The sequence below is a fragment of the Humibacillus xanthopallidus genome (assembly GCF_006717145.1).
Lineage (GTDB): Bacteria > Actinomycetota > Actinomycetes > Actinomycetales > Dermatophilaceae > Humibacillus > Humibacillus xanthopallidus.
The window spans coordinates 1,087,725-1,103,772 of the sequence record NZ_VFQF01000003.1; the positions used below are offsets into that span (position 1 = coordinate 1,087,725).

At 72.0% G+C, this 16,048-nt stretch carries 16 protein-coding genes; 14 read left to right on the forward strand and 2 right to left on the reverse strand.

From position 1 onward, the window contains the following. Positions 1-45: 45 nt before the first annotated feature. Positions 46-762, reverse strand: coding sequence for an RNA polymerase sigma factor (locus FHX52_RS22995; protein ID WP_246070350.1), 717 nt, complete (start codon positions 760-762; stop codon positions 46-48). A gap of 842 nt (positions 763-1,604) precedes the next feature. On the opposite strand from FHX52_RS22995, the gene FHX52_RS23000 reads away from it, so the two are divergent. From FHX52_RS23000 to FHX52_RS23040, 9 genes are all read left to right on the forward strand, one after another. After that, positions 1,605-1,859 carry a glutaredoxin family protein gene (locus FHX52_RS23000; RefSeq protein ID WP_141824635.1) on the forward strand — a complete coding sequence of 85 codons (255 nt, stop codon included), beginning with the start codon at positions 1,605-1,607 and terminating at the stop codon, positions 1,857-1,859. Between the two features lie 150 nt (positions 1,860-2,009). After that, positions 2,010-2,690 (forward strand): redox-sensing transcriptional repressor Rex, encoded by a 681-nt coding sequence (locus tag FHX52_RS23005; protein ID WP_141824636.1) that lies wholly within the window; start codon positions 2,010-2,012, stop codon positions 2,688-2,690. After that, on the forward strand, positions 2,687-4,045 hold the full coding sequence (locus FHX52_RS23010) for a glutamyl-tRNA reductase (RefSeq protein WP_141824637.1): 1,359 nt from the start codon (positions 2,687-2,689) through the stop codon (positions 4,043-4,045). Before FHX52_RS23005 ends, FHX52_RS23010 begins: the two co-directional genes overlap by 4 nt. Then, entirely contained in the window at positions 4,042-5,016 is a 975-nt protein-coding gene (hemC, locus tag FHX52_RS23015; RefSeq protein WP_141824638.1) for a hydroxymethylbilane synthase, read from the forward strand. The genes FHX52_RS23010 and hemC overlap by 4 nt, the downstream gene beginning before the upstream one ends. Beyond that, complete coding sequence (locus FHX52_RS23020; protein WP_141824639.1) at positions 5,013-6,659, forward strand: bifunctional uroporphyrinogen-III C-methyltransferase/uroporphyrinogen-III synthase; 1,647 nt, start codon at positions 5,013-5,015, stop codon at positions 6,657-6,659. The genes hemC and FHX52_RS23020 overlap by 4 nt, the downstream gene beginning before the upstream one ends. 13 nt (positions 6,660-6,672) lie before the next feature. After that, positions 6,673-7,644 (forward strand): porphobilinogen synthase, encoded by a 972-nt coding sequence (gene hemB, locus FHX52_RS23025; RefSeq protein WP_141824640.1) that lies wholly within the window; start codon positions 6,673-6,675, stop codon positions 7,642-7,644. A gap of 74 nt (positions 7,645-7,718) precedes the next feature. Next, positions 7,719-8,180 (forward strand): MarR family winged helix-turn-helix transcriptional regulator, encoded by a 462-nt coding sequence (locus FHX52_RS23030; RefSeq protein ID WP_141824641.1) that lies wholly within the window; start codon positions 7,719-7,721, stop codon positions 8,178-8,180. An 85-nt stretch (positions 8,181-8,265) separates the two neighbouring features. Next, complete coding sequence (hemL, locus tag FHX52_RS23035; RefSeq protein WP_141824642.1) at positions 8,266-9,600, forward strand: glutamate-1-semialdehyde 2,1-aminomutase; 1,335 nt, start codon at positions 8,266-8,268, stop codon at positions 9,598-9,600. A gap of 318 nt (positions 9,601-9,918) precedes the next feature. Further along, entirely contained in the window at positions 9,919-10,539 is a 621-nt protein-coding gene (locus FHX52_RS23040) for an antibiotic biosynthesis monooxygenase (protein ID WP_185747442.1), read from the forward strand. 93 nt (positions 10,540-10,632) lie between these two features. Here FHX52_RS23040 and FHX52_RS23045 read toward each other — a convergent pair whose 3' ends face one another. Next, positions 10,633-11,250: a LysE family transporter gene (locus tag FHX52_RS23045; protein WP_141824643.1), complete on the reverse strand. Its 618-nt coding sequence runs from the start codon at positions 11,248-11,250 to the stop codon at positions 10,633-10,635. A gap of 137 nt (positions 11,251-11,387) precedes the next feature. Between FHX52_RS23045 and FHX52_RS23050 the strand changes: the two genes are divergently transcribed. Genes FHX52_RS23050 through ccsB form a run of 5 tightly spaced genes read left to right on the forward strand, consistent with a single transcriptional unit; the run spans position 11,388 to position 16,048 of the window. Continuing rightward, positions 11,388-12,068: a histidine phosphatase family protein gene (locus FHX52_RS23050; RefSeq protein ID WP_141824644.1), complete on the forward strand. Its 681-nt coding sequence runs from the start codon at positions 11,388-11,390 to the stop codon at positions 12,066-12,068. After that, complete coding sequence (locus tag FHX52_RS23055; protein ID WP_141824645.1) at positions 12,068-12,682, forward strand: TlpA family protein disulfide reductase; 615 nt, start codon at positions 12,068-12,070, stop codon at positions 12,680-12,682. The genes FHX52_RS23050 and FHX52_RS23055 overlap by 1 nt, the downstream gene beginning before the upstream one ends. Positions 12,683-12,691: 9 nt before the next feature. Continuing rightward, a complete protein-coding gene (locus FHX52_RS23060) occupies positions 12,692-13,435 on the forward strand; it encodes a cytochrome c biogenesis CcdA family protein (protein WP_141824646.1) in 744 nt (247 codons plus the stop codon). A 1-nt stretch (position 13,436) separates the two neighbouring features. After that, entirely contained in the window at positions 13,437-15,062 is a 1,626-nt protein-coding gene (gene resB, locus FHX52_RS23065) for a cytochrome c biogenesis protein ResB (RefSeq protein ID WP_141824647.1), read from the forward strand. Beyond that, positions 15,059-16,048 carry a c-type cytochrome biogenesis protein CcsB gene (ccsB, locus tag FHX52_RS23070; RefSeq protein ID WP_141824648.1) on the forward strand — a complete coding sequence of 330 codons (990 nt, stop codon included), beginning with the start codon at positions 15,059-15,061 and terminating at the stop codon, positions 16,046-16,048. Before resB ends, ccsB begins: the two co-directional genes overlap by 4 nt.

Here is a 16,048-nt window from a genome sequence, read left to right on the forward strand (position 1 = left end):
CGTCCCGCGCTGTCAACGAGGTGCAGGTGTGGGCGGTCACGCCGCTCACCGCTCCATTCCCTCGAGCGAGACGCGCAGGGCGCGGGTGGCCCGCAGCTGGAGCTGCTTGACGGCGCCCTCGGAGCGTCCGAGCACCCGGGCCGTCTCGGCGAGGGTGAGGCCCTGGAGGAAGCGCAGGGTGATGCACTCCGCCTGCTCCGGTCGGAGGGCCTTGATCGCCGTGACGAGCTGCTCGTCACGCTGGCGGGTCATCACCTCCTCGTCCGGGGCGTCGACGTGCCGGTCGGCGTCGCGCATGTCGGCCGTCGTCACCTCGAAGCGGAAGCGCGCCGACTTCACGTGGTCGGCAACGAGGTTGCGCGCGATGGTGATGAACCAGGCGGCGATGTCCTTGCCCTGCCAGGAGAACGTGTCGATGCGGCGCAGGGCGCGCACGAAGGTCTCGGAGGTGAGGTCCTCGGCGAGGGCTCGCTGCCCGACGCGGACGAAGAGGTAGCGGTGGACGGTGTCGACATAGGCGTCGTACAGCTGCCCGAAGGCCTCCCGGTCGCCGTCCTTGGCGAGCTCGACGAGGGCGACGATCCGCGAGTCGACGGTGTCAACGGCGTCGCGGCCGGGTCCCGAGCCGCCGGGAGCAGGAGACGCGCCGCCGTCGCCGGGCGGGCTGCTGCTGATGGCGGCCCAGATGGCGTCGAGACCCGGCAGCCAACCGACGGGTCGCGACGCGACGACTGCGGCGGCAGGGCCACAACCGCCCGACACAACACCTATTCCACGCAAATCGGATGAGCGACGATCGGCCGCCACCCGGGAACGTGCCGCTTCAGCAGCGGCGACTCGTCGGCGCGCCGACCCCGTGAACGGGCTCATCCCGCCTGACATACCCACGGACGTGGCGACTGACGCGCCCGCGTCGCCGCCAGCAACACACCTCGCGGCCGCGCGCACACCGTCTGCGCGGGGTCGACGTCCCGGAGGTGTGCGCCTGGCCAGCCGCACACCGTGACGCGACTCGCACACCTCGCAACCAGCAACACACCTTGACGCCGCCCGCATACCGAGCGGCCGCGCGCACACCGTCTCCGAGGTGTGGATGTCCCAAAGGTGTGCGCCTGGCCATCCGCACACCTTGGCGCCTCCCGCACGCCTCGCGACCAGCCGCGCGCGTCGGGTCTGTGGGCACCTGCTGGGGCCACACGCATACCGTCTTCGAGGTGTGACGTCCCGAAGGTGTGCGCCTGGCCAGCCCCGCACCTTTACGCCACCGGACACCTCGCGACCGCGCGCGCACCGTCCCCGAGGTGTTGACGTCTCGGAGGTGTGCGCCTGGCCGGCCGCACGCCTCGCGACCAGCCGCGCGCGTCGGGTCTGTGGGCACCTGTTGGGGCCACACGCATACCGTTTCCGAGGTGTTGACGTCTCGGAGGTGTGCGGCTGCCCGGCTGCACACCTTGACGCCGCCCGCGCACCTCGCGACCAGCCGCGCGCGTCGGGACTGTGGGCGCCTGCCTGGGCCACTCGCTCACCGTCTCCGAGGTGTCGACGTCCGGAAGGTGTGCGGCTGCGCCGGCCGCGCGCGACCGCCAGCCGCCTAGAGTGGGCGTATGCGTGCTGACGAGCCCACCGCTGCCCGCGTCGTGCTGCTCGGCCGCCCCGGCTGCCACCTGTGCGACGACGCCCGCGAGGTCATTGCGCGGGTCACGGCGGAGCTCGGCGTCCAGTGGCTCGAGCGGTCGATCGACGACGACCCGGAGCTGCTGCGGCGCTACGCCGAGCAGATCCCGGTGACCTTCGTCGACGGGCGGCGCCACGACTTCTGGCGTGTCGACGAGGGGCGTCTGCGCGCGGCGCTCGCCTGAGCCGACCGGCCGGCATACGGCCTATTCGTGTGACGTGATAGGTGGATCACGTCAACTTTGTGCATGGCTTCACAAACGTCTAGCCTGATCGGGTCCCCAGGTGCTCCGCGTTCGTGAGAACGCCTCAGCGAGAGGAGCCGGTGAGCAAGCGTGTCCGCCGACCCCGCACTGCGTCGCGAGATCCCCGACGCAACCGTCGCGCGGCTCCCCGAGTACCTCCGCACCCTGTCCCGGCTCGCTGAGGACGGCGTCCCGTCGGTCTCGTCCGAAGAGCTCGCTGCTGCCGTCGGCGTCCGATCGGCCCAGCTGCGCAAGGACCTCAGCCACCTCGGCTCCTACGGCGTGCGGGGCGTCGGCTACGACGTCGAGACGCTCGCCCTCGAGATCTCCCGGGCCCTCGGCCTCACCGAGGACTGGCCCGTCGCGATCGTCGGCATGGGCAACCTCGGCCACGCGCTCGCCTCCTACTCCGGCTTCGTCACCAAGGGATTCCGCATCGTCGCGCTCTTCGACGACGACCCGGCCCTCGTCGGTGAGCGCGTCGTCGACATCGCGATCCGTCCGCTCGCCGAGCTCGACGACAAGCACGCCGTCGACCCGATCTCCATCGGTGTCATCGCGACTCCCGCCCAGGCCGCGCAGGCCGTATGCGACCGTCTCGTCGGCGCCGGCATCAGCTCGATCCTCAACTTCGCGCCGGCCGTCCTGTCGGTGCCGGCGGGCGTCGACGTGCGCCGGGTCGACCTGTCGACCGAGCTGCAGATCCTCGCCTTCCACGCGCAGCGCAAGGCCCTCGCGGCAGGGCACCTCGGAACGGCGGTCGTCTCATGAGCCTGCTCGTCATCGGCCTGTCGCACCACACCGCGCCGCTCGCGGTGCTCGAGGCTCTCGCCGAGCACACCGACCGGTCCGGAGCCATCGCCACCGCGGCCCTCTCGTCGGCGACGGCCACCGAGGTCGTCGTCCTGTCGACGTGCAACCGCCTCGAGGTCTATGCCGAGGTGCCGGCCTTCCACCCTGCCGTCGCCGCCATCGGCGAGGCGCTCGCGCTCGCCGCCGGCGTCTCCTCCGAGCCCCCGTCGCCCGCGCCCGCCGACGACCTGCCCCACCGCGCCGAGGTGCTCGCCGACCACCTCTACGTGCGCCACGACGAGGGGGCAGTGGCCCACGCCTTCACCGTCGCCTGCGGTCTCGACTCGATGGCCGTCGGCGAGGCCCAGGTGCTCGGGCAGATGCGCGACGCCCTCGCCACGGCCCAGGCCAACGGCCAGGTGGGCGAGTCGCTCAACGCGCTCTTCCAGCAGGCCCTGCGCGTCGGCAAGCGGGCGCACTCCGAGACCGACATCGACCAGCACAGCGTCTCGCTCGTGCACATCGCCCTCGAGCAGGCCGCCCTGCAGCTCGGCGACCTCACGCAGCGCAGCGCCGCCGTCATCGGGGCCGGCAGCATGAGCGGGCTCGCCGCAGCCACGACCCGCCGGGCCGGCATCGGCTCGCTGACGATCGCCAACCGCACCCCCGAGCGCGCCGCCCGGCTCGCCGAGGCGACGCAGGGCGACACCCGGCCATGGGCCGAGCTGCCCGACGTCGTCGCCGAGAGCGACCTCGTCATCACGTGCACGGGCGCCGTCGGTCATGTCATCACCGGTGAGATCGTCGCCCGCAGTGCCCGCCTCCGCGACGGCCGTCCCCAGGTGGTCGTCGACCTCGCCCTGCCTCGCGACGTCGAGCCCGCCGAGTCCTGGACGAGCCCGACCCCCGGTGTCACCCTCGTCGACCTCCAGCACCTCGGACGCCTCCTCGAGGGCCGGGCGGACCGCACCGAGGTGGGCCGGGTCGGCGCACTTGTCACCGCCGAGGTGGCCGACTACCTGACGCGGCGCATGGAGAAGTCCGTGACGCCGACCGTCGCCGCCCTGCGCGCCCGGGCGGCGAGCCTCGTCGCCGCCGAGATGGAGCGCCTCGACCAGCGCCTGCCACACCTCGACGAGCAGACCCGCGCCGAGGTGGCCCTCGCGGTGCACCGCGTCGTCGAGAAGCTGCTCCACACGCCGACCCGCCGCGTCAAGGAGTTCGCCATGGAGGGCAGCGGTGACGACTACGCCGCCGCCCTGCGCGAGCTCTTCGACCTCGAGCCCAAGGACGTCGCCAACGTGTCGACCCCGCCGAAGCGGGTGGGCCCGTGACCACCCTGCGCCTCGGCACCCGCCGCTCGGCCCTCGCCACGACGCAGTCGCGCTGGGTCGCCGACCGCCTCACCGACCTCGGCCACGAGGTCGAGCTCGTCGAGATCACGACCGAGGGCGACCGCAGCGGCGAGCTGCTCACGACCATCGGGGGCACCGGTGTCTTCGTCTCGGCGATCCGCGAGGCGCTGCACGCGGGTCGCATCGACGTCGCCGTCCACTCGCTCAAGGACCTCCCCACGGCCCGCGACCCTGAGCTCGTGCTCGCCGCGGTCCCGGTGCGCGAGGACAGCCGCGACGTGCTCGTCGCACGCGACGGCCTCACCCTCGGTGAGCTGCCCGTCGGCTCCGTCGTCGGCACGGGCTCGCCCCGGCGGGCCTCGCAGCTCGCGGCCCTCGGTCTCGGCCTCGACATCCGGCCGATCCGGGGCAACGTCGACACCCGCATCCGCTTCGTCACCTCCGGCGAGCTCGACGCCGTCGTGCTCGCCCGCGCCGGCCTCGCCCGGCTCGGCCGCCTCGGCGAGGCCACCGAGGTCATCGACCCGATCCAGGTGCTGCCGGCGCCGGGGCAGGGGGCCCTTGCCGTCGAGTGCCGCGCCGATCGTGCCGACGTCATCGCCGCCGTGTCCGCGCTCGACGACGCCGACACCCGCACCTGCGTCACCGCCGAGCGCTCGCTGCTGTCGACGCTCGAGGCCGGTTGCACCGCCCCCGTCGGGGCGCTCGCCGAGGTCGTCGAGGGTGACGACGGGCTCGAGCTCTCGCTGCGCGCCTTCGCCGGCAGCGAGGACGGCAGCCTCGAGCTGCGGCGCTCGCTCGTCGGCGGCTACACCGAGCCGGAGGCCCTCGGGGCCAGGCTCGCCCAGATCCTCCTCGAGGACGGCGCCGCCGACCTCACCACGCCCACCACCGGGGCCGCCGCCCCGATCCCAGACCGCGCCCCACACCGTTCGGAGCATGTCTCGTGACTCGTACCCACCAGCCGTCAGAGACGACGGCCTCGACCACCTCTGCTCCGACGACGCCGGCACGCGTCGCCTTCGTCGGATCCGGCCCGGGTGACCCCGGACTGCTGACGCTTCGCGGCCGCGACCTCATCGCCGCCGCCGACGCCGTCATCCTCGACCGCGTGACGAGCGAGGCCGAGGTCCGGTGCCACGCACGCCCCGACGTCGAGATCATCGACGCCGGTCACGGCGAGCAGGGCCAGGAGCTCACGCAGGCCGTGCGCGCCAAGCTCCTCGTCAAGGCCGCCAAGGCCGTCGGCCCCTCCGGTCTCGTCGTGCGTCTCATGGACGGCGACCCCGCCACCTTCAACGGCCTCGTCGAGGAGGTCCGCGCCTGTCGCAAGGCCGGCCTCAGCTTCGACGTCGTCCCCGGTGTCTCCGCCGTCACCGCAGGCCCGACGTATGCCGGTGTGCCCCTCACGTCCAAGGCGACCGGTGCGCTCCACGTGCTCAGCGTCGACCGCGGTCTCGACTACACGGCATACGCCTCCGGTGATGACACGGTCGTGCTCGTCGGGGCGCCCGAGTCGATCCGTGCGGGCCTTGCCGGCCTGCTCGCCGCCGGCCGTCCGGCGGAGTCGCCGGTGGCGCTCAGCGAGCGCGCGACGACGGTGCGCCAGTCGTCGGTGGCGACGACGCTCGGTGCCGTCGAGCGACTCTTCAGCGGCAAGGAGGCTTTCGGTGCGACGATGGCAGTCGTGTCTCCCAACGTCGACCTGCGTGACGAGTTCTCCTGGTTCGAGACCAAGCCGCTCTTCGGCTGGAAGGTCCTCGTGCCCCGCACGCAGGCCCAGGCCGGCCCCATGGTCGACCGCCTCGCGGGCTACGGCGCCACGGCCGACGTCGTGCCGACGATCTCCGTCGAGCCGCCGCGCACCCCGCAGCAGATGGAGAAGGCCGTCAAGGGCCTCGTCACCGGGCGCTACGAGTGGATCGGCTTCACGTCGGTCAACGCCGTGCGGGCGGTGCGCGAGCGCTTCGAGGAGTTCGGGCTCGACGCCCGCGCCTTCGCCGGGCTCAAGGTCGCGGCCGTCGGCGGGGTCACCGCCGCCGCACTGCGTGAGTGGGGCATCAACCCCGACCTGGTGCCGAGCGGCGAGCAGTCCGCCGCCGGTCTCCTCGAGGACTGGCCGCCCTTCGACGAGGTGCTCGACCCGATCAACCGGGTCCTGCTGCCGCGTGCCGACATCGCGACCGAGACGCTCGTCGCCGGCCTGCGCGACATGGGCTGGGAGGTCGACGACGTGACGGCCTACCGCACCGTGCGCGCCGCGCCCCCGGCGGCCGAGATCCGCGACGCCATCAAGGGCGGCGACTACGACGCGGTCGTCTTCACCTCGAGCTCGACGGTGCGCAACCTCGTCGGCATCGCCGGAAAGCCGCACCCGGCCACCGTCGTCGCCTGCATCGGACCGGCCACGGCAAAGACGGCGCAGGAGCACGGCCTGCGGGTCGACGTGCTCGCACCCGAGGCCTCGGCCCTCAGCCTCGTCGACGCCCTCGCGGGCCACGGCGTCGGCCTCGCCGTCGCGGCAGCGGAGGCCGGCCAGCCGGTCCAGCGCCCGAGCGACAAGCGCCCGGCCTCGCGCCGGCGCGCCCGCTGAGACGGGCGACGCGATGATCGAGCGGCCGCGCCGGCTCCGGCAGACCCCGGCCCTGCGGTCGCTCGTCGCCGAGACGAGGCTGCACCCGCGTGACCTCGTGCTGCCCGTCTTCGTGGCCGACGGCATCGAAGCGCCGGCGCCGATCTCGTCGATGCCCGGCGTCGTACACCACACCCTCGCGAGCGTCGTGGACGTCGCGCGGCGCTGCGTCGAGGCGGGCCTCGGCGGCATCATGCTCTTCGGCGTGCCCCGCGACCGCGACAAGGACGCGACCGGCAGCGGGGCCATCGACCCGCACGGCATCCTCAACGTCGCTCTGCGCACCGTGCGCGAGGCGGTCGGCGACGACCTCGTCGTCATGGCCGACACGTGCCTCGACGAGTTCACCGACCACGGCCACTGCGGCGTCCTCGACGACCGTGGCCGGGTCGACAATGACGCCACCAACGAGCTGTATGCCGCGATGGCCGTCGCGCAGGCCCGTGCCGGAGCGCACGTCGTCGCACCGTCGGGGATGATGGACGGCCAGGTCGCCGTGATCCGCGAGGCGCTCGACCGCGAGGGCTTCACCGACACCGTCATCCTCGCGTATGCCGCGAAGTACGCCTCCGCGTTCTACGGGCCCTTCCGCGAGGCCGTCCAGTCGAGCCTGCAAGGCGATCGCCGCACCTATCAACAGGATTCGGCCAACATCGTCGAGTCGCTCCGCGAGATCGACCTCGACATCGCCGAGGGTGCCGACATCGTCATGGTCAAGCCGGCGATGTCCTACCTCGACGTCGTCGCGGCAGCGGCGGAGCGCGCGTCGGTGCCCGTCGCGGCATACCAGGTGTCGGGGGAGTACGCGATGATCCAGGCGGCGGCCGCGAACGGCTGGATCGACCTACGAGGGGCCGCGCTCGAGTCGCTCACGTCGATCCGGCGTGCCGGGGCACAGGTCGTGCTGACGTATTTCGCGCTCGACGTCGCCGACTGGCTGGCCTGACACCACTACGATCTGCACAGATGAGTGGAGGTGACACCATGGCGCCCGCAACAGGGGATGGCAGTCGTGGCGACGTGAGGTGGCTCAGTGACGCGGAGCAGGCGTCCTGGCGCGCCATCCTGCGTGGCACCCGACTGCTCGAGAGGGCCCTCGACGACGCGCTCGACAGGCCGGGGCTGCAGCTCTCGGAGTACGAGATCATCTCGATGCTCTCCGAGAGCGACAACCACCGGCTGCGCATGTCGGAGCTCGCCTCGATGGTCGTGCAGTCGCGCAGCCGCCTGACGCACACCGCGAAGCGTCTCGAGGACCGTGGCTGGGTGACGCGCGAGCAGTGCGCCAACGACAAGCGGGGGGTCGAGCTCGTGCTGACCCCGGGTGGTCTGGCGGCAGTGCGCGAGATCTCGGCGGTGCACGTCGAGAGCGTGCGCGAGAACCTCGTCGACATCATGACGCCCGAGCAGTTCCAGGCCATCGGCGACGCCATGGCGATCGTGCGCGACCACCTCGACCCCGACGGCACGAGCGGCCGCTGACCCGCAGGCCGCGGGAGCGGGCGGTCCTCGGGCTCGGGGAGGGGCGGCGCTCGGGGTCCGGACAGGTGGCTGGGAGACTGGGGTCATGAGCTCGCCCATCGTGACCCCCCAGCCGACCACCGACGTCCCGGCGTCCGCAGCCCTGCTCGAGCGTGCGATCCGCGTCATCCCTGGCGGCGTCAACTCGCCGGTGCGCGCCTTCCGTGCGGTGGGCGGGACCCCGCGCTTCATGACGAGCGGCTCGGGGCCGTGGCTGACCGACGTCGACGGCAACCGCTACGTCGACCTCATCTGCTCCTGGGGCCCGATGATCCTCGGGCATGCGCACCCTGACGTGCTCGCTGCGGTGAACTCCGCTGCGGCCAAGGGCTTCTCGTTCGGCACGCCCTCGGAGAACGAGGTGCTGCTCGCCGAGGAGATCGTCTCTCGCATGGAGCCGGTCGAGCAGGTGCGCCTCGTCAACTCCGGCACAGAGGCGACGATGTCGGCCCTTCGGCTCGCGCGCGGCTTCACCGGGCGCGACGTCGTCGTGAAGTTCGCCGGGTGCTACCACGGGCACGTCGACGCCCTGCTCGCGGCCGCCGGCTCCGGGGTCGCGACGTTCGCGTTGCCCGACTCCGCCGGGGTGCCCCGGTCGAGCGCCGGCGAGACGATCGTGCTGCCCTACAACGACCTCTCCGCGCTCGAGGCGGCCTTCGCAGAGCGTGGCCACGAGATCGCTGCCGTCATCACCGAGGCGGCGCCGGGCAACATGGGCGTCGTGCCGCCGGCGCCCGGCTTCACGGAGGGGCTGCGCCGCGTCACCGCCGCCCACGGCGCCCTGCTCATCTCCGACGAGGTGATGACCGGGTTCCGCTGCTCGCCGTCCGGCTACCACGGGCTCGAGGAGCACCCCTCCGGCGCGGCCGACCTCTACACCTTCGGCAAGGTCATGGGCGGAGGCTTCCCGACGGCGGCCTTCGGCGGGCGGGCCGACGTCATGGCGATGCTCGCGCCGCAAGGCCCGGTCTACCAGGCGGGAACGCTCTCCGGTAACCCCGTCGCCTCGGCGGCCGGCCTCGCGACGCTGCGCGGCTGCACCCCGGAGGTCTACGCCAGGCTCGACGTCGTGAGCCGCGCCATCGCCGACGCGACGTCGGCCGCGCTGACCGAGGCCTCGGTGCCGCACACGATCCAGTGGGCCGGCTCGATGTTCTCGGTCTTCTTCCGCGACGCCGCGGTGACGGGCTACGACGATGCCCGCGACCAGGACACCGACGCCTTCCGGCGCTTCTTCCACGCGATGCTCGACCGGGGTGTGCACCTGCCGCCCAGCGCCTTCGAGTCGTGGTTCGTCTCGGCGTCGCACGACGACGCCGCCGTCGAGCACGTCCTCGCCGCCCTCCCGGCGGCCGCCCGCGCCGCCGCCACCCCGGACTGACCCCCTGCTCCCGGGCGGCGCACACGGCAGGAGAGCCAATCGAAAGAGCAGTTCGTCGCCCTTTGGGGTGGCCGCGCGGGACCGCTCGACGGCGACGAGCTGCTCTTTCGATTGTCCGGGGGCCAGGGTCGGCGGCCTCGATGGCGACGGACTGCTCTTTCGATTGGACCGGCCGCGATGCCGCGGTGAGACGGCCTGCTGGCCCGGACGGCATACCGGCGGGTGGTGCTGGGGCATTGTGGCGGGGCCTCCCCAGGAGGACGCTGGTCGGTGACGGCGGCGCCGTCGGGGTGCCGCCTCGAGTGAGGGAGGTGGGCCGTGCACGCACGATCCACGACCGTGATGGGCCAGCCGGGGATGATGGAGACGGGCATCTCGCACGCGAGGGACGTGGTGATGCCGAAGGTCAGGGCGATGGACGGGTGCATCGGGATGTCCGTGCTCGCCGACCGCGCCACCGGACGCTGCATCGTGACGACCGCATGGCGCGACGAGGACGCGATGACGGCCACCGCCGGCGCCGTCATGACGATGCGCGCCGAGGCCGCGGCGATGATGGGCGGCGAGGCCACCGTCGACGAGTGGGAGGTCGCCTACCTCCACCGCGACCACCGCGCCGCCGACGGCGCCTGCGCGCGGGTGACGTGGATCGAGTCGGATCCGGCGTCGGTCGACCGTGTCATCGACGCCTTCAAGATGGGGATCATGCCCCACGTCGAGCAGCTCGAGGGCTTCTGCAGCGCCAGCCTCTTCGTCGACCGGGCCTCGGGGCGTGGCTGCCTCACGGCGACCTACGACTCAGAGCAGGCGATGGCGGTCACGCGCGATGCCGCGATGGGGCTGCGCGCCGACCTGGCGCAGGACACCGGCATGCGCGTCACCGAGGTGGGGGAGTTCTCGCTCGAGGTCGCCCACCTCGACGTGCCCGAGCTCGTCTGACCGCCGGTTCGAGGTGATCGTGGCGCCCACGCGGGTGCCGCGATCACCTCGACTGCGGGGTCATCGGGTGATCGGAATCACCCGATGACCCCGTCAGTGGACGGCCGCGAGGAGCACCCCGACGCCGACGAAGAGGCCACCGAACACCCGGTTCAGCGTGCGTTGGCCCTTCTCGCGCCGGGCGAGGCGCCCCAGCCCGCGGGCCGCGGCGGCGAAGAAGAACCACATGACGACGACGTCGATGGCGACGACGGTGGCGGCGAGGACGGCATACTGCGGCAGCAGCGGACGGTCGGTGACGATGAACTGCGGCATGAAGGCGAGGAAGAAGACGACCGCCTTCGGGTTGGTGAGGTTGACGAGCAGCCCTCTCCGGAACATCGATCCAGCGCCCTCAGGCTCGGCCTCGCCTACCGTGACCGCCTTTGCGCGAGAACGGAACTGGCGGATGCCGAGATAGACGAGGTAGGCGGCGCCGGCATACCTGATGGCGGCGAAGAGCACGGGTGAGCCGGCGACGAGCACCCCGACCCCGGCCGCCACGATGGCGATGTGCGCCACGAGCGCGACCTGCTGCCCGAGGATGCCCCAGATCGAGCGAGTCCACCCCGACCCCAGCGAGTTGGCCATCGTGTTGATGGCGCCGGCCCCCGGGGTGAACGAGATGAGCGCACCGGCGGCGACGAGGGTGAGCCACAGTGACCACGACACGAGGGAGATGCTACGGCCCAGCCGGTATGCCGTCCGGCGCCGTCCACAGGTCGCCCGCCCCCGGGCGCGGGGTGGCGCGGGGGGGTCGGGGTGGAGCGGATTCGGTCTCGGCCTGCACGTTTGAGAGACTGTCGACCATGAGTGCGAGCACGACCGGGATGCCGGCGGACGGGACGGCGGACGCCCCCGAGCTGACGGTCGTGCACCTCATGCGCCACGGGGAGGTCCACAACCCCGAGGGGCTGCTCTACGGCCGGCTCGAGGGCTACCGGCTCTCGGACCTCGGGCAGCAGATGGCGATGGTCGTCGCGCGACACCTCGGGCCCAACGACATCACCCATGTCGTCGCCTCGCCGCTCGAGCGTGCCCAGCAGACGGCGGCGCCCCTCGCCGCCGCGCACGAGCTGCCGATCGAGACCGACGAACGGGTCATCGAGGCCGCGAACCACTTCGAGGGCCGGTCGGTCGGCATGACCGACCTCCTCCACCCGCGCAACTGGCACCTCTTCAGCAACCCGCGCAAGCCGTCGTGGGGCGAGCCCTACGAGGAGATCGCCGAGCGCATGATCGCCGCCATCGAGGACGTCCGTCGCGCCGCCCACGGTCACGAGGCCGTCATCGTCAGCCACCAGCTGCCGATCTGGACGGCGCGCAACAAGCTCGCCGGCCACCGCCTCTGGCACGACCCGCGCAACCGCGAGTGCACGCTCGCCTCCCTCACCTCTCTCACCTACTCCGGCGAGGAGCTCTCGTCGATCACCTACTCCGAGCCGGCCGCCGCCCTGCTCGGGCAGGCCAGCAAGAGCGTGGGCGCCTGATGCGCCAGCCCGCTCGGCGCACCGCACTGAAGTGGGGCGCCCTCGCCGTCGCCGGTGGTCTCGTGACCCTCACCGCGGCGTGCTCGACCGACCCCAACTCCGTCGAGGCTCAGGCCAAGGCGGGCGACCGCAAGGGCTACGTCGCCGGTGACGGCTCGATCGAGCAGCTCGCGGTCTCCGAGCGCGGCGCGCCCGTCACACTCTCGGGGACGACGCTCGAGGGCCAGCCCTGGAACCTCGCCGACCGGGCGGGCAAGGTCGTCGTCGTCAACGTGTGGGGCTCGTGGTGCCCGCCGTGCATCGAGGAGACCCCGGCGCTGCAGAAGGCGTGGGAGAAGGTCCAGGCCGACGGCAGACCCGTGGACTTCGTCGGCCTCGACAAGCTCGAGAGCCCCGAGACGGGCCTCGCCTTCCAGAAGGCCAACAAGGTCACCTACCCCTCGCTCGCCTACGACGGGGGAGTGCCGATCCTCTCCCTGCAGGGCAAGGCGTCCGCGACGCCGACGACCCTCGTGCTCGACGCGCAGGGCCGCATCGCCGCGCGTGTCTCCGGGCCGGTCACGACGACGACGCTCCTCGGCCTCATCGACGACGCCATCGACGAGAAGGCCTGAGGCGCCGTCATGGACGCGCAGATCGCCACGGGCTCGCTCGTCATCGCGGCTGCCGTGGCGCTCGTCGCCGGCTTCGTGTCGTTCGCCTCGCCCTGCGTCCTGCCGCTCGTGCCCGGCTTCCTCGGCTACGTCACGGGGCTGTCCGACGTCTCGCTCGAGCGTCGCTCCCGCGGCCGGCTCGTGCTGGGCGCCGTGCTCTTCGTACTCGGCTTCACCGTCGTCTTCCTCATCGCCGCGGCCGCCGTGTCGACCATCGGTCTCGCCTTCCGCGAGCACCAGGGCGCGCTCATGCGCGTGGGTGGCGCGGTCGTGCTCGTCATGGGGCTGATGTTCCTCGGCCTCGGCGGGTCGTATGCCGCACCGGTCAGCTGGCGACCGCGTGCCGGTCTCGCCGGGGCTCCGTTGCTCGGGGCGGCCTTCGCCATCGGCTGGTCGCCGTGCATGGGCCCGACCCTCGGAGCCATCCAGGCCATGGCCGCGCCGCTGTCGGCGCAGTCGGGCTCGATCGGACGGGGGCTCGTGCTCGCGGCCGTCTACTCCATCGGGCTCGGTCTACCCTTCGTGCTTATGGCGGCCCTCTGGGAGCGCGCAGGCCGCGCCAGCGACTGGCTGCGCGACCACCGCCGGGCGCTGCAGACCGTCGGCGGCGTCATGCTCGTGGCGGTGGGCCTGCTCATGGTCACCGGAGTCTGGGAGGACGTCATCGTGTGGCTCCAGGTGCAGCTCCTGAACGGCTTCCAGGTGGCGATCTGAGATGACGACCGAGACGCCTCCGCGGCCGCGCAAGCGCACCCAGCCCGACCCGTCGCTGCCGAAGCTCAGCGCCATGGGCTGGGTCCGCTGGGCCTGGCGCCAGCTGACGAGCATGCGCACCGCGCTCTTCCTCCTGCTGCTCCTGTCGGTCGCGGCCGTGCCCGGGTCGATCTTCCCGCAGCGCAACATCGACGCCGGTCGGGTCGCCGACTACATCGCACAGAACCCCACGACCTCTCCGTGGCTCGACCGCCTCGGCTTCTTCGCCGTCTACTCCTCGCCGTGGTTCTCGGCGATCTACCTGCTGCTCTTCGTCTCGCTCGTCGGCTGCATCGTGCCGCGCACCAAGGTGCACGTGGCCGCGCTCCGCGCCACGCCGCCGCGCGCTCCGGCCCGGCTCTCGCGGCTCGACGAGCATGCCGAGGTCGTCACGGACCTGTCGCAGGACGAGGCGCTCGCCGTGGCGCGGGAAGTGCTGCGGGGCAAGCGGTTCCGTCTGCACTCCCACGACTCGACGAGCCTCTCCGGAGAGTCGGGCTACCTGCGAGAGACCGGCAACCTCGTCTTCCACCTCGCGCTCACGGGCATCATCGTCGGCATGGCCGTGGGCCACGTCTTCGGCTGGCGCGGAGACATCATCCTCGCCGAGGGCGACAAGTTCGCCTCGTCGGCCGGCACCTACAACACGATCTCGCCCGGCCCCTGGGTCGACACCGAGACCCTGCCGCCCTTCGTCCTCGGGCTCGACCGGCTCGACGTGCAGTTCAACGAGGCCCCCGGGCGCGGCTTCGGCATGCCCAAGGAGTTCACGGCATACACGACCCTCCAGCGCGAGCCCGGCGCCCCGGCAACGAAGGAGTCGGTGTCGGTCAACCACCCGATCACCGTCGACGGCGCCGACATCTTCCTGCTCGGCAACGGCTACACCCCCGTCATCACGGTGCGCGACGCGAAGGGCGAGATCCTCTACCGCGAGGCGACGCCCTTCCTTCCGCAGGACGGCAACTACCGCTCGGTGGGCGTCATCAAGGTGCCCTCCGCCTCGCCGAAGCAGCTCGGCCTCACCGGCTTCTTCCTGCCGACCGCCGAGCCGACCTTCATCCACGGGCCCGCCTCGCTCTTCCCCGACGCGAAGAATCCCGAGGTCGCCCTGTCGATCTGGGAGGGCAACCTCTTCCCGGGCGACGCGCCGCAGTCGGTCTACACCCTCAACACCGACGAGATGAAGCAGGTCACCAAGGCCGACGGGTCTCCGGCGCTCATCCGCCTCAAGCCGGGCCAGACCTACGAGATCCCCGGCGGCCGCGGCACGGTGACCTTCGACTCCGTCAAGCGCTTCGCGGGCCTGTCGGTCCGCACCGACCCGGGTGCTCCGATCAGCCTCGTCAGCGCCATCCTCGCCACCGCCGGGCTCATCCTCGGGCTGACGATCAAGCGCCGCCGCGTCTTTGTCCGGGTCCGGCCCGCAGGGCCCGGGGCCGCAGGGGTCGACAGCCCCTCCGGTGACGACGGGCGACCGGCTACCGTGGTCTCCATCGGAGGCCTGTCCAAGGACTCCGACGCCGGGCTCGCCGCGATCGTCGCGGCCGTGCACGACCGCCTCGCAGAACGGAACGACCGCTCGTGAACCTCGCCTCCAACGCGAACGCCGCGCTCTACGCGTCGATGATCGTCTACACCCTCGCCATGCTCGCCTTCACCTGGCACCTGGCCGCGCGCGCCCCGCAGGTCGCCGACTCCAAGGTCGCCGAGCGCGCCGAGGTGCGCGAGGACGTCCTCGTGGGCGCCGGCGCACCCGGCACGCCCGAGCGCCGGAGCCCGTATGCCGCCGCGCCCGGTTTCGAGGAGAGCCGCGAGAGCCGCCAGCGGGGCAACATCGCCCTGATGCTCACCTACCTGGGCACGGCGCTGCTCGTCGCCTCCGTGCTCATGCGCGGTCTCGCGGTCTCGCGTCCGCCGTGGGGCAACATGTTCGAGTTCGCGACAGCCGGCGCGGCTGCCGTCGGGGTGGCCTACAGCGTCCTGGCCAAGCGCAACAACTGGCAGTGGCTCGGCGTCTTCGTCGTCGGACCGATCCTGCTCGTGCAGGGCCTCGCCCTCACCGTGCTCTACACCGAGGCCGGCGAGCTGATGCCGGCCCTCAAGTCCTACTGGCTCGCGATCCACGTGTCGGTGGCCTTCATCGCCGTCGCCTTCTTCACCATCGCGTTCGCCATCGGCATCGTCTACCTCGTGCGCCTGCACCGCGAGGAGAAGCCGCCGGCCAAGCCGAACTTCATGGAGTCGCTGCCGTCGTCAGCGGCACTCGAGCGGACGGCATACACCCTCAACATGGTGGCCTTCATCCTCTGGACGTTCACGCTCATCGCGGGAGCCATCTGGGCGAAGCAGGCGTGGGGCGCCTACTGGCAGTGGGACCCCAAGGAGGTGTGGACCTTCGTCATCTGGACGGTCTACGCCGCCTACATGCACTCGCGTGCAACCGCGGGGGTCGACCACCGCAAGTCGATGCTCATCGCCCTCGTCGGCTTCGTCTGCGTCATCATCAACTTCACGCTCGTGAACCTCGTGTCGACCTTCGTCGGCATGCACAACTACTCCGGGGTGGGGTGA